The organism is Burkholderia dolosa, from assembly GCF_902499135.1.
GTDB classification, from domain to species: Bacteria; Pseudomonadota; Gammaproteobacteria; order Burkholderiales; family Burkholderiaceae; genus Burkholderia; species Burkholderia dolosa.
On sequence record NZ_CABVPR010000027.1, the window covers coordinates 1 to 12,723 of the forward strand.

Annotated in this window: 13 protein-coding genes; 5 read left to right on the forward strand and 8 right to left on the reverse strand. The window is 69.0% G+C overall.

Annotated elements, in window-relative coordinates:
• From fliK to BUB20358_RS14100, 3 genes are all read left to right on the forward strand, one after another.
• A partial coding sequence (gene fliK / locus BUB20358_RS14090) for a flagellar hook-length control protein FliK (RefSeq protein ID WP_174905079.1) occupies nt 1–654 on the forward strand: 654 nt, incomplete at its 5' end.
• Nucleotides 651–968: an EscU/YscU/HrcU family type III secretion system export apparatus switch protein gene (locus tag BUB20358_RS14095; RefSeq protein ID WP_035971568.1), complete on the forward strand. Its 318-nt coding sequence runs from the start codon at nt 651–653 to the stop codon at nt 966–968. The genes fliK and BUB20358_RS14095, both read left to right, overlap by 4 nt.
• 372 nt (nt 969–1,340) lie before the next feature.
• Nucleotides 1,341–2,060 carry a PepSY-associated TM helix domain-containing protein gene (locus BUB20358_RS14100; protein ID WP_006763142.1) on the forward strand — a complete coding sequence of 240 codons (720 nt, stop codon included), beginning with the start codon at nt 1,341–1,343 and terminating at the stop codon, nt 2,058–2,060.
• A 58-nt stretch (nt 2,061–2,118) separates the two neighbouring features.
• Here the strand turns inward: BUB20358_RS14100 and BUB20358_RS14105 are convergent, their stop codons facing one another.
• The 8 genes from BUB20358_RS14105 to BUB20358_RS14140 all read right to left on the reverse strand — a co-directional run bounded on the left by BUB20358_RS14105 (nt 2,119) and on the right by BUB20358_RS14140 (nt 10,173).
• Nucleotides 2,119–3,144 carry an XdhC family protein gene (locus tag BUB20358_RS14105; protein ID WP_035971572.1) on the reverse strand — a complete coding sequence of 342 codons (1,026 nt, stop codon included), beginning with the start codon at nt 3,142–3,144 and terminating at the stop codon, nt 2,119–2,121.
• Between the two features lie 286 nt (nt 3,145–3,430).
• Nucleotides 3,431–4,837 carry a branched-chain amino acid transporter BcaP gene (gene bcaP, locus BUB20358_RS14110; protein ID WP_035971574.1) on the reverse strand — a complete coding sequence of 469 codons (1,407 nt, stop codon included), beginning with the start codon at nt 4,835–4,837 and terminating at the stop codon, nt 3,431–3,433.
• Nucleotides 4,838–5,061: 224 nt separating this feature from the next.
• A complete protein-coding gene (gene rqpR / locus BUB20358_RS14115; RefSeq protein ID WP_006763145.1) occupies nt 5,062–5,718 on the reverse strand; it encodes a response regulator transcription factor RqpR in 657 nt (218 codons plus the stop codon).
• A 7-nt stretch (nt 5,719–5,725) separates the two neighbouring features.
• Nucleotides 5,726–6,541, reverse strand: coding sequence for a quorum system sensor histidine kinase RqpS (rqpS, locus tag BUB20358_RS14120; RefSeq protein WP_006763146.1), 816 nt, complete (start codon nt 6,539–6,541; stop codon nt 5,726–5,728).
• A gap of 414 nt (nt 6,542–6,955) precedes the next feature.
• On the reverse strand, nt 6,956–7,726 hold the full coding sequence (locus tag BUB20358_RS14125) for a ferredoxin--NADP reductase (RefSeq protein ID WP_006763147.1): 771 nt from the start codon (nt 7,724–7,726) through the stop codon (nt 6,956–6,958).
• A gap of 270 nt (nt 7,727–7,996) precedes the next feature.
• Nucleotides 7,997–8,812 (reverse strand): endonuclease/exonuclease/phosphatase family protein, encoded by an 816-nt coding sequence (locus BUB20358_RS14130; protein ID WP_006763148.1) that lies wholly within the window; start codon nt 8,810–8,812, stop codon nt 7,997–7,999.
• Between the two features lie 5 nt (nt 8,813–8,817).
• Complete coding sequence (locus tag BUB20358_RS14135) at nt 8,818–9,306, reverse strand: hypothetical protein (protein ID WP_035971575.1); 489 nt, start codon at nt 9,304–9,306, stop codon at nt 8,818–8,820.
• Between the two features lie 147 nt (nt 9,307–9,453).
• On the reverse strand, nt 9,454–10,173 hold the full coding sequence (locus BUB20358_RS14140; RefSeq protein WP_035973241.1) for a nitroreductase: 720 nt from the start codon (nt 10,171–10,173) through the stop codon (nt 9,454–9,456).
• A 249-nt stretch (nt 10,174–10,422) separates the two neighbouring features.
• Here BUB20358_RS14140 and BUB20358_RS14145 point away from each other — a divergent pair, with 249 nt between their 5' ends.
• Complete coding sequence (locus BUB20358_RS14145; RefSeq protein WP_006763151.1) at nt 10,423–11,400, forward strand: AAA family ATPase; 978 nt, start codon at nt 10,423–10,425, stop codon at nt 11,398–11,400.
• A gap of 95 nt (nt 11,401–11,495) precedes the next feature.
• The gene (locus tag BUB20358_RS14150) at nt 11,496–12,605 is read left to right on the forward strand and encodes an NAD(P)/FAD-dependent oxidoreductase (RefSeq protein WP_006763152.1); all 1,110 of its coding nucleotides are present in this window, start codon (nt 11,496–11,498) and stop codon (nt 12,603–12,605) included.
• The last annotated feature ends 118 nt before the right edge of the window (nt 12,606–12,723 follow it).

The window sequence follows — 12,723 nt, forward strand, 5'->3', positions numbered from 1 at the left end:
GTTCCGGCCGGCGCACGGCAGGCGGCGCTGCCGTCGGGCGCAGCCGATACGCTCGATCTGCTCGGCGAGCGCGCCGCCGCGCGCTGGACGCCCGCGCGCGCCGACCCGACCGCCGCGTCGGCCGATTCGCAGGCGCAGGCTCAGTCGCAGGCCGCCGTGCATCCGGCCGCCGTGCCGATCGTGCGGCAGCAGCTCGACGTGCTCGCGACCGACCAGTTCCGCTGGACCGGCGAAGCGTGGCCCGGCGCGCGGCTCGACTGGACGATCGAGCCCGACGATCACGGCGGTCGCGCATCGCGCGGTGCGGACGACGCGGGCGACGGCATCGCATGGCGCACGCGCCTCACGCTGACGCTGCCGTCGCTCGGCACGGTCGACGCGGAACTGGTGCTGAACGGCACGCAGCTCGTCGCGCGGCTGCGGGCGAGCCACGCGGGTGCCGGCCGCCTCGCGCGGCACGAGACCGCGCTGCGGCAGCGGCTCGAGGGCTCCGGGCTGCGGGTCGGCGGGCTGTCGATCCGGGCGGTCGACGACGGCCCCGACGGCTTCGACCTGTTCGCGACGCAGGCCGCCGCGGCCGCCTACGCACGTAGCGCGGCCGGCGACGTCGCGCGACCGCGCGCGCCGGGCGCCGACGACGAGGCGCCGCAATGAGCGCGACGTCGCGTAAGCGCGCGGCCGCGCTCGTCTACGATCCGCACGGCGGCGATGCGGCGCCGCGCGTGGTCGCGAAAGGCTATGGGCTGCTTGCGGAGATGATCGTCGCCCGCGCGCGCGACGCGGGGCTGTACGTGCATACCGCGCCGGAGATGGTGTCGCTGCTGATGCAGGTCGACCTCGACGATCGCATCCCGCCGCAGCTGTACCAGGCCGTCGCGGACCTCCTCGCGTGGCTGTATGCGCTGGACCGCGCGGAGCCCGGCGCGGACGACGCCGCGCCGCGCTTTCCGCTGCCGCCGCTGCGATGAGCGGCGTGCGTCGTGATTGCGCGGACGGTGCGTCGTCGCGGTCTTTTATCTGCTTGCGATGGCAAGAAGCGTTCGCCGATCGAAGATCGGGCCGCGCGCTCGTTGTCCGAGCCGGCGTTCGAAGCGGGGCCGGCGGTTCGACGGTACGCCGGGCGACTGCGACGACGATGCCGCTTCACCGATCTTCGTGACCGGTAGCAAACCCGTGTCGTTCGTCCGCGTTCCGCGCATCGGCGCGCTTTCGCCGAATATCGGCTGCAATTGAGCGCCGGTCCGATTTATGTAATGATATCCATTCTCATTTTCATGCTGCCCGGGCGGCGCGCGATTTCCGCGCGCCGCCCGTTGTTTTGAACGAATGGAAGCTTTCGCGTGAACGCGCCCGAAACGATCGACGCACCCCGAGCGGCTGTCACCGTGCTGCGCCCGGCCGCACGTCCGCTGACCGAAGCCGAACTCGGCGCCCGCCGCCAGCGTTCGCGCCGTGCGACCTTCATCAAGTGGCTGCGCAAGGTGCACGGCTGGGTCGGCCTGTGGGGCGCGGTGCTCGGGCTGCTGTTCGGCGTGACCGGCGTGCTGCTCAACCATCGCGCGCCGCCGCTGAAGATTTCGACCGGCGAGCCGCAGGTCGAGCAGATGCAGATCGCGCTGCCCGCCCCGGCGCCGAAGACACCCGCCGCGATGACGGCATGGCTGCAGCGCGAGCTGCACTTCGACGGCCGGCCCGGCCGCGTGCGCAAGGAGCCGGCGCAGCCGGTCGCGTGGGGCGACAAGCGCGTGATGCAGCCCGAGCACTGGCAGATCGGCATTTTCGGGCCGCATCAGAGCCTGCAGGCCGAGTACTGGGTCGGCAACGGCTACGTGTCGGTGAAGCGCACCGGCAACACGTTCCTCGCGACGCTGAACAGCCTGCATCGCGGCGTCGGGATGAGCATCGGCTGGATACTGCTGATGGATACGATCGCCGGCTCGCTGATCCTGCTGTCGCTGACCGGCGTGCTGCTGTGGACCGAGCTGAACAAGCGCCGCACGGTGGGCGTCGTGCTGGTGGTCGGCTCGGTGGCCGCTGCGCTGGCCGCGGGCCTCGCTTGATCTCGCGTCAGCCCGCGCTACCTGGCGAACGAGCGGCGCAGCTCGCCGCCGGCGCGGCTCACAGGCCGCAGGCCGCGCCGCTGTGCGCGGCGATCTCCCGTGCGGCCTTCGCGCCTTCGACTTGCAGGATCGTCGGCAGCGACACGTTGTTCTTCGCGGCCGTCACCTCGGCGAGGATCGAGATCGCGATTTCCGGCGGCGTGCGGCTGCCGATGTAGATGCCGGCCGGCCCGTGCAGCCGCGCGAGCTCCGCGTCGGTCAGGTCGAATTCGCGCAGCCGCTCGCGGCGCGCCGCGTTGTTGCGCCGCGAGCCGAGCGCGCCGACGTAGAACGCGGGCGTCTTCAGCGCCTCCATCAGCGCGAGATCGTCGAGCTTCGGATCGTGCGTGAGCGCGATCACCGCGCAACGCGCGTCCAGCTTCATGTCGAGCACCGTGTCGTCGGGCATCGAATGCACGACGCGTGTACCCGGCACGTCCCACGCATCCGTGTATTCTTCGCGCGGATCGCACACCGTCACCTGATAGTCGAGCCCGACCGCGATCTGGCACAGGTAGCGCGACAACTGTCCTGCGCCGATCACGAGCATCCGGTAGCGTGGCCCGTGGATCGTCACGAGCCGTTCGCCGTCGAACGCGAGCCCGTCCGTCGCGTGTGCGGGCGACAGCACGGCGCGGCCCGTCGCAAGCGTCATCGTCCGCGTGACGAGCCGGCCCGCTTCGATTTCCGTGCAGAGCGCGGCGATTCCGCTGTCGCGCGTGAGCGGTTCGAGCACGAGCTGGATCGTGCCGCCGCACGGCAGCCCGAAACGGTGCGCTTCCTCGGCCGTCACGCCGTACTTGACCGCTTCGGGCCGCGCGTCGGCCGCGATCCCGCTCGCGTGCACGCGGGCGATCAGGTCGTCCTCGATGCAGCCGCCCGACACGGAGCCGACGACGAGTCCGTCGTCGCGCACCGCGAGCATCGCGCCTTCGGGGCGCGGCGACGAGCCCCACGTCTTCACGACCGTCACGAGCAGCACGCGACGCCCTTCGTCGAGCCAGCGCGCGCTGGTTTTCAATACATCGAGATCGACGCTTTCCATCATCCGTTTCCTGTTGCCGGGCGACCGCGGCGATCGGGCCGCGGTCCGATGGCGCGATTATGAACCGCGCGCCGCGCGCGTGCAGTCAGCGCGGCGGTCCGGGTACGCAATTCCGGAGGATTGGGCAAGACATCGCGACGATCGGGCAGCGATCGCGCGCAGCGGAGCGGGGCGGCGGCGCGGCGGGGTAAAAGCGGCCGCGGCGATTCGGCGGGAGGAGCGTGCCGCACAGCGCCTGACCGGCGCTGTGCGGGAGCGTGGCGCGGCGCGGGTGCGCCGCGGCCGGTCAGTGCGTGTCGCGCTGACCGTGTGCGAGCTTCGAGTGATGCCGCGAGTACAGGAAGTAGATCGCCAGACCGATCACGAGCCAGATGCCGAACGCGGCCCACGTGACCGGCTGCAGGTTCACCATCAGGAACAGGCACGATGCGACTGCGAGGATCGGCACGACGGGCACGCCCGGGCAGCGAAACGCGCGCGGCAGTTCCGGATGCGTGCGGCGCAGCACGAGCACGGCGATCGACACCATCGAGAACGCGGCGAGCGTGCCGATGTTGATCAGCTCCGCGAGCACGTTCAGCGGCACGAGCGCGGCGATCAGCCCGAAGAACAGGCCGACGAGCCAGGTCGTCAGGAACGGCGTCGCGAAGCGCGGGTGCACGCGCGACAGCGTCGCGGGCAGCAGCCCGTCGCGCGACATCGCGAAGATGATCCGCGTCTGGCCGTAGCTCATCACCAGGATCACGGTCAGCATGCCGAGCACCGCGCCGAGGTCGATGAAGCCGGCGACCCACGTCTGCCCGGCGACCTGCAGCGCGTAGGAGATCGGGTGCGAGATGTTCGCGTACTGCGCGGACGGCACGATGCCGGTCGCGACTGCCGCGACGGTCACGTACAGCACCGCGCACACCGCGAGCGACGCGATGATGCCGATCGGCAGGTCGCGCTTCGGATTCTTCACTTCCTCGGCGGCCGACGATACCGCGTCGAAGCCGATGAACGCGAAGAACATCACGGCGGCCGCGCCGAACACGCCGTTCCAGCCGTGCGGCATGAACGGCTTCCAGTTCGCGGGCGTCACGTGGAACAGGCCGACCGCGATCACGAGCAGCACGACCGACACCTTGATGAACACCATGATGTTGTTGATCCGGGTCGACTCGCGGATGCCGATCGACAGCAGCGTCGTGATCACGATCATCACGAGGAACGCGGGCAGGTTGAACCACGTGACGACGCCCGGCAACGCGCCGGGCGCGGCCGTCAGCACGGTCGGCAGCGTGAGCCCGAAGCCTTGCAGCAGCGACTGCAGGTAGCCCGACCAGCCGACCGACACGGCCGACGCCGCGAGTCCGTACTCGAGCATCAGGTCCCAGCCGATGATCCACGCGACGAGTTCGCCGAGCGTCGCGTACGAATACGTGTAGATCGAGCCGGCGACGGGAATCGTCGACGCGAACTCGGCATACGACAGCGCGGCGAGGCCGCACGCGATCGCGGCGATCACGAACGACAGCATCAGCGCGGGGCCGGCCTCCACGGCGCCGGTGCCGGTCAGCACGAAGATGCCGGTGCCGATGATCGCGCCGATGCCGAGGAACGTGAGGTCGATCGCGCCGAGCGCCTTCTTGAGGCCGGCGGCGTGCGCGCCGGCGATCATGCGGTCGACGTTTTTCTTGCGGAAGAGAGACATTGCGGATGGACCGCCGGCGCGCGCAAGCGCGTGGGCGCTGATTGAGTGAAAACCCGCAATTTTAGCCGATTTGACGCGAAAGACCCGCTGCGGTGCGGCGGCGCGCCGGCGAATCGCCCGGGAAAACAAGCGCTTGCGCTTGCCGGACAGGCGACAGGCGTAAGGCGGCGCGCGGCCACGGAGCGGCCACGCCCATGCCGACCGCGCAAACCGTCCCGTCCCGGTCACGCGCCCGATGCAGGCGCCATGTCGACGAGCCGGTTGCTCATCACGTAGAACGTTAGTTCCGCGTTGTTCGACAGCCGCATCTTCTCGAGCAGCCGCGACCGGTACACGCTGACCGTCTTCACCGACAGCGACAGCGTGTTCGCGATGTCGGTGAGCCGCTTGCCCGATGCGAGCATGCAAAGCGTCTGGTATTCGCGGTCGGACAGCTTCTCGTGCGGCAGCGGCTCGTTCTCGAACGACACGTATTCGGCGAGCGCCTCGGCCATCGCGGGGCTCACGTACTTGCGTCCGGCGGCGACCTGCTGGATCGCGCCGATCATCTGCGCGGCGTTCACCGTCTTCGACAGGTAGCCGGCCGCGCCGGCCTTCAGCGCGCGCACCGCGTACTGGTCCTCGCGATACATCGAGAACATCAGCACCGGCGTGCGCGGCAGCTTGCGCTTGATGCGCTTGAGCACTTCGATGCCGTTCGTGTCGGGCAGCGAGATGTCGAGCAGGATCACGTCGTATTCCTGCCGGTCGACGGCGGCCATCGCATCGCCGCCGTTCTCGGCCTCGGTCACTTCCCGCGCGACGCCGCGGTCGACCAGCAGCTGACGGATCCCTTGCCGGACGATCGCGTGGTCGTCCACGAGCAGGATGTTCAGGCTCATCGCGACCTCACGAAAGCGACATGCGGCGCGCCGCGACCGGCGCGGCGAGCAGCGAAGCCCACGCGAAGCGCGCGGTGACGCGCGTGCCGCGGCCGGTTTCCGTCGCGGTCGCGTCGAAGCTGCCGCCGAACGCTTCGCAGCGCGCGCGCATGCCGGCGAGCCCGTAGCCGGCGCGCCGGCTGCGGGGGAAACCGGTCCCATCGTCGGCGACGATCAGGGACAGATGCGTGCCGTCGGAATCGATCCGTACGTCGACGGACGTGGCGCGCGCGTGCTTCGCGACGTTCGACAGCGCTTCCTGCGCGACACGGAAGATCGCCAGCGCGCCCGCGTCGGCGATCTTCGCGACGCGCGCGTCGGCGATGCACGTGAAACGGGTGCGCAGGCCGGTGCGCGCCGCGTGGCCGTCGATCCACGACGACAACGCGCCGACGACGCCCGCATCGAGCGCCGGCGTGCCGCGTTCTTCGATCAGCCGGCGATTGGCGTCGGTCGCCGCATCCAGCGCACGCTGCGCGAGCTCGAGCGCACGCACGCAGCCGTCCGGCGCATCGGCCGGCAGCCAGGTTTGCAGGTTGGCGAGCGCGAAACGCGCGGCGGTGAGTTCGGCGCCGAGCCCGTCATGCAGTTCGCCGGCGAGATGGCGGCGCGCCGCTTCGTCGGCCGCGAGCAGTTGGGCCGACAGCGCGGCGATTCGTGCGGCGGACGCGTCGCGTTTGGGCAGCGTTCCGGCAATGGGCGGAGTAGCGGCGCAGCCGTGTACGAGCTGCCGCGACGGGAACGGGGCGTGGGCGCCCGCGGGCGCGTTGAGCGACGTATCCATGACTCTCCCTGCTGTCAGAAAGCGGTTCAGACACCGGCCGGTCGCGTGGAGCGGACGCCGTGCCGATGACGGTCGCCGCCAGAGAAACACTCGTCGCCGAGGTAACAAAAGTTACATCTTGTAACGTATGCTTCCGACCCTTCGGCACACTTCCGAACGGCAACCGCGCGGGCCGAATCATATCTCAAAAATTTGGAAAAGATCATGTCGGGCGGCCATTTAAGGGTAAATGTGCATAATCCGGTTGAGCCCGATGTAGGACAAACACCGACATCGAAGCACGCGGATCGGACGTATCCAAATGTAACGATTTGAGTCGGAATGGTCGCAGCTTGTTACGAATTCGCCAAGTCCGGACGAAAAAAAACCGGAGCTTTCGCTCCGGTTCTTGATGACCCGCAAATCGGTGACGGATCAGTCGACGAACGCGCGCTCGATCACGTAGTGGCCCGGCGCGCTGTTCTTGCCTTCGACGAGGCCGGCTTCCTTCAGCAGCGCAGTCGTGTCCTTCAGCATTGCGGTGCTGCCGCACAGCATCACGCGATCGTTTTCCGGCGAGAACGGCGCGACGCCGAGATCCGTGAACAGCTTGCCCGACGCGATCAGGTCGGTGATCCGGCCCTCGTTGTCGAACGCTTCGCGCGTGACGGTCGGGTAATAGACGAGCTTTTCCTTGATGATGTCGCCCAGGTACTCGTGGCCCGGCAGGTCGTGCTTGATGTAGTCCATGTACGCGAGCTCGCCCTTCAGGCGGCACGTGTGCGTGAGGACGACCTTGTCGAAGCGGTCGTAGATCTCCGGATCGCGGATGATCGACATGAACGGCGCGAGGCCCGTGCCCGTCGACAGCAGCCACAGCGTCTTGCCCGGCAGCAGGTTGTCGACGACCAGCGTGCCGGTCGGCTTCTTGCCGATCAGCACCTTGTCGCCGACCTTCAAATGCTGCAGGCGCGACGTCAGCGGGCCGTCCTGCACCTTGATGCTGAAGAATTCGAGATGCTCTTCGTAGTTCGGGCTCACGATCGAATACGCGCGCGTGAGCGGCTTGCCGTCGACCTCGAGGCCGACCATCGTGAATTCGCCGTTGTTGAAGCGCAGGCTCGGCTCACGGGTGCAGGTGAAGCTGAAAAGCGTGTCGGTCCAGTGGTGGACGGATTGGACGGTGGCGGTGTCGAATTTGCTCATGGCTTTGAAAACGGACGCGCGTAGCGGACGCGTGTAACGGGCCCAAAAACGGGCAAAAAAACCGAGTGCGTCGGCCCGATCCGGGATCGGCCGGCCGGCGCGCCGGACACGCGCCTCTCGATGACAGACGTTTGAGGAACTCGCTATTTTACCCTGCTTGCGCCGTTCGCGCGCTTGACCCAGGCGGCTGCGCGGATTTGGCGCAACGGCGCCTTACAGATTCTTTTCAGTGGATCTTGTGCGCGTCCGGCATCGCACACGCGCTGCCGCTCACTGCGGATCGAGGCGCAGGCGAGCGATGTACGGCAGATGATCGGACAGCCACGCGGTTTCGCCGGACGGCGCCTGCCACTCGAGCGGCGTCAGCCCGCGCACGAACATCTTGTCGAGCGCGAGCGCCGGCGAGAACGCGGGAAACGTGCGGCCGGACTCGCCGAGCAGCGTCGCGACCTCGGACAGCCCGATTTCGGCGAACAGCGCGACCGAATCGTTGCGCCAGTCGTTGAAGTCGCCGGCGAGCACGAGCGGGCCGTCGCTCGCGTTGCGCTCGATCCAGTGTGCGATCCAGTTCATCTGGCGCAGCCGCGCGGCGCGCGTGAGCGCGAGATGGGCGCACAGCAGCGTGACCGGCCGCGCGCCGGCGAGCGTCGCGCGTGCGACGAGCAGCCCGCGCCGCTCGAAACGGTGCGCGGAGATGTCCCAGCGGCCGCCGAGGTCGAGCGGGTGCGGCGACAGGATCGCGTTGCCGTGTCGCCACGACGGCTTGAACACGTTCGGCCCGAGCGCGATCTGCCAGTCGAGCGCGCGCGCGATTTCGGTCGCCTGGCAGTGCCAGACGTCGTCGTACGCGTCGTCCATCGGTGCGCCGAAGCCCGGTGCGAGCACGGGACGCGGCATCCGGCGCGCCATCGCTTCCTGCAGAAAATACACGTCCGCGTGCGTCGACTGCATCCAGTTGCGCATCGCGTTCCACGCGGTGAAGCCGAGCGGCGAGCGGCCCTTGTGCAGGTTCCAGCTGACCGCCGTGATCTCGTCGGGCGCGGCCTGCGGTTCGGCGAACGGCAAAGACAATGCGTCGGCGGACATGGCGCTCAGTCCTTCGCGACGTGCGCACGCACGCGGTACACGAGGTGCGGATGCTGTTCGACGAGCGTCCAGTCGGTCCACGCATCGCTGCCGACCGCCAGCCCCGGATGGCTCGCGACGATCTGCCGCGGCGACGCGGGCACGCACGGATCGCTGCGCGTCGCGCCTTCGTCGTCGAGCGTTTCCTGCACGTCGAGCGCGAGCGTGACGGTGTTCGCGTTTTCGTCGACCGACAGCGGCGCGACCGTGATCGAGCGCGAACGCTCGGTCGGCACGACGCGGGCGGCATTGCCGCAGCCGACCGGCACGGCGGACGGATAGCGGTGAGTATCGGTGCGCGTCTGGCCCACGGTCGTGCGCTGCTGGAATGTGTCGATCGTCTGCGCGTCGCGCACGACCTGGATTTCCCACGCGACGACGGCCGGTGCAGGGCTCTGCGCATGGGCGGCGAGCGCGGCGCTCGCGAGCAGGACGGCCAGGCCGTGTTTCAGCATGAAACTTCTCCGAAAAGCGCGAGGTAGCGGAAAACGGACGCCTATCTTACGCCCGGTCGTTTTCGACGGTGCCGCGACCGGACGCGCGGCGACGCGTGCGTCGCACGATCCGGTCCTGCCCGAAAGGTAGGTGCGCGCCACGCGTTTTCAAGCAAAAAAGCGCGCGAACTCGGCGACCGGCGCGCGTTCGGTGACGAGGCGGTTCTCGATCGCGTCCGGGTCCGCATGGCCGAGCGACATTCCGCACACGAGCTGCTCGTTGGCCGGAATGCCGAGATGTTCGGCGATGATCCGATGAAACGGCACGAACGCGGCCTGCGGGCACGTATCGAGCCCGCGGGCGCGCGCGGCCGTCATCACGCCCTGCAGGAACATCCCGCAGTCGAGCCATGCGCCGTACGTCATCACGCGGTCGAGCGTGAAGAACAGCGCGACCGGCGCATCGAAGAAGCGGAAGTTGCGCGCATGCTGCGCGTGCATGCGCGCCTTCTCGCCGCGACCGATCTTCAACAGCCCGTACAGATCCCAGCCGACCTTGCGGCGCCGGTCGATGTACGGCGACACCCATTCGCGCGGATAGTAGTCGTACTCGGGCACGTACTTCTCGTCGCGCGCCGGATCGTCGTACGCGGCGGTCAGCGCGGCGGCGAGCGCATCGCGCGTCGCGCCGGTCGCGACGTATACGTGCCAGGGCTGGATGTTGGTGCCGGACGGCGCGCGGCTCGCGGCTTCGAGGATCGCCTCGAGCGTCGCGCGCGGCACGGGCGTCGGCAGGAACGCGCGCACCGAGCGTCGCGACGTGAGCGCGGCGTCGACGGCGCGGATCGCGTCGGCATCGACGCGCGCGGAAGCGGCGGGGATGGACATCGGCATACCTTCGGGACGGGGACCGGCGGACGCCCGCGCGGTGCATGCCGGTATCGGCGAGGCCCGCACGGCGGCGATTGAACTGCCGATGATACGCCGCGCCGCGCGCGCGTGCAGCGAGCGCACGCTGTTAGCAGCAGCCCCGCGCGGCTGCTTGCTTGCGCGTCGATGCAGGCTCGCTACACTGAAATCGTAAGGGTCTGACGGTTGTATGGACGGTGTGACGGCAAAGCGGTAAGCGAGGTTCGCATGACGACGGCAATGGTGAAACAGGAACTGGCAGTGGCATCGTTCAGCACGGTGTACGACCTCGAGCAGGTCGAGACCGCGCTGAACGACTTGAACGAGAGCGCGAGCGACGCACTGCGCGCAACCTACGAGCGAATGCTCAAGACCGGCAATCTGCGCTTTTGCGTGAAGCCGAACCGGATGCCGTCGTTCGACGCGCTCGGCGACGCGCTGCCCAACTTCGGCGAGCCGCTCGGCGACGTGCGCAAGCAGGTCGCGCTGTGTCTCGAAACGGACGACCGTCTCGAACTGATGCCGATCCTGCTGCTCGGGCCGCCGGGAATCGGCAAGACGCATTTCGCGAAGGCGCTCGCGCAGCTGCTCGGCACCGCGTATCACTACGTGCCGATGAGCTCGCTGACGGCCGGCTGGATCCTGTCGGGCGCGTCGTCGCAATGGAAGAACGCGAAGCCCGGCAAGGTGTTCGACGCGCTCGTCAACGGCAGCTACGCGAACCCGGTGATCACGGTCGACGAGATCGACAAGGCCGGCAGCGATGCGCAATACGATCCGCTCGGCGCGTTGTATGCGCTGCTCGAGCACGACACCGCACGCGCGTTCGTCGACGAGTTCGCCGAAGTGCCGATCGATGCGGGCAACGTGATCTGGATCGCGACCGCGAACGACGCGCACGCGATTCCGGAGCCGCTGCTCAACCGGATGAACGTGTACGAGATCGCGCCGCCCGACGCGGCGGGCGCGCGCCGCATCGCGCAGACGATCTACGACGAGATCCGCTCGTCGCATGCGTGGGGACGGCGCTTCCCGGACACGCTCGGCGACGACGCGCTCGACGTGCTCGCGCAGACGCCGCCGCGCACGATGCGCCGCGCGCTGCTGCATGCGTTCGGTGCCGCGCGGCTCGACGGCCGCGACGCGATCGAGCCGCGCGACATCCGCACGGACGAGGGCGCGAAGCGCCGGCCGATCGGCTTCTGAACCGGCGGCGCGCGGCGTCGGGACGTTCGGCGCGCGCGCGAACCGGGACGTACAATCGAAGCGTCCCCGTCGATGCGCGAGCGGCGCGAATGGTCATGGAGCAGATGGATTGTGTGGTGATCGGCGCGGGCGTCGTCGGTCTTGCCATTGCGCGCGAACTGGCCGCGCGCGGGCGCGAAACGCTGGTGCTCGAGGCCGCCGACGCGATCGGCACCGGCACGAGCTCGCGCAACAGCGAAGTGATCCACGCGGGGCTCTACTATCCGCGCGGCTCGCTGAAGGCGACGTCGTGCGTGCGCGGACGCGACCTGCTGTACGAATTCTGCGACACGCATCACGTGCCGCACCGGCGCATCGGCAAGCTGCTCGTCGCGACGAGCGCCGCGCAGGTCAAGCAGTTGAAGGCGATCGCCGCGCGCGCGGCCGAAAACGGCGTGCTCGACCTGCTGCCGCTCACGCGCAGCGAGGCGCAGACGCTCGAGCCCGCGCTCGAATGCGTGGAGGCGCTGTTCTCGCCGGCGACCGGGATCGTCGACAGCCATCAGCTGATGCTCGCGCTGCTCGGCGACGCACAGCGCGACGGCGCCGTGTGCGCGCTGAAATCCCCGGTCGAATCGATCGACGTGCTGCGCGGCGGGCGCTTCGTCGTACGCACCGGAGGCGATGCGCCGACCGAGATCGACGCCGCGTGCGTGATCAACAGCGCCGGCCTCGGCGCGCAGGCGCTCGCGCGCCGCACGCGCGGCCTCGATCCGCGCTGGGTGCCGCCGCTCTATCTCGCGCGCGGCAACTATTTCGGCCTGTCCGGCCGCGCGCCGTTCTCGCATCTCGTCTATCCGATGCCGGACCGCGCAGGGCTCGGCGTCCACCTGACGCTCGACCTTGCCGGGCAGGCGCGCTTCGGCCCGGACGTCGAGTGGATCGATACGCTGCGCTACGACGTCGATCCGGCGCGCGCGAACGCGTTCTATGCGTCGATTCGCGCGTTCTGGCCGGCGCTGCCCGACGGCGCGCTGCAGCCCGCGTACGCCGGCATCCGGCCGAAGGTCGCGGGGCCCGGCGAGCCGCCTGCCGATTTCATCGTGCAGGGCGCCGCGCAGCACGGCGTGCGCGGGCTCGTGAACCTGTTCGGCATCGAGTCGCCCGGCCTGACCGCGGCGCTCGCACTCGCGCAGCGTGTCGCCGACATGGCGGCGTACGGCTGACGCGCGGCGGCCGACGCGCGATGCGTGTCGGCCGTGTGAAATTCCTTATCTCCGACATTTCGGCGCGCACGCTCGATGCGTTGCCGGTTATGCTGTCGATCGGCTGTCGCAGAACAGC

Coding starts and splice junctions, on each gene's coding strand:
- BUB20358_RS14095 (WP_035971568.1), top strand. CDS start 651: ATGAGCGCGACGTCGCGTAAGCGCGCGGCCGCGCTCGTCTACGATCCG.
- BUB20358_RS14105 (WP_035971572.1), bottom strand. CDS start 3,144: ATGGAAAGCGTCGATCTCGATGTATTGAAAACCAGCGCGCGCTGGCTC.
- bcaP (WP_035971574.1), bottom strand. CDS start 4,837: ATGTCTCTCTTCCGCAAGAAAAACGTCGACCGCATGATCGCCGGCGCG.
- rqpR (WP_006763145.1), bottom strand. CDS start 5,718: ATGAGCCTGAACATCCTGCTCGTGGACGACCACGCGATCGTCCGGCAA.
- rqpS (WP_006763146.1), bottom strand. CDS start 6,541: ATGGATACGTCGCTCAACGCGCCCGCGGGCGCCCACGCCCCGTTCCCG.
- BUB20358_RS14125 (WP_006763147.1), bottom strand. CDS start 7,726: ATGAGCAAATTCGACACCGCCACCGTCCAATCCGTCCACCACTGGACC.
- BUB20358_RS14130 (WP_006763148.1), bottom strand. CDS start 8,812: ATGTCCGCCGACGCATTGTCTTTGCCGTTCGCCGAACCGCAGGCCGCG.
- BUB20358_RS14135 (WP_035971575.1), bottom strand. CDS start 9,306: ATGCTGAAACACGGCCTGGCCGTCCTGCTCGCGAGCGCCGCGCTCGCC.
- BUB20358_RS14140 (WP_035973241.1), bottom strand. CDS start 10,173: ATGTCCATCCCCGCCGCTTCCGCGCGCGTCGATGCCGACGCGATCCGC.
- BUB20358_RS14145 (WP_006763151.1), top strand. CDS start 10,423: ATGACGACGGCAATGGTGAAACAGGAACTGGCAGTGGCATCGTTCAGC.
- BUB20358_RS14150 (WP_006763152.1), top strand. CDS start 11,496: ATGGAGCAGATGGATTGTGTGGTGATCGGCGCGGGCGTCGTCGGTCTT.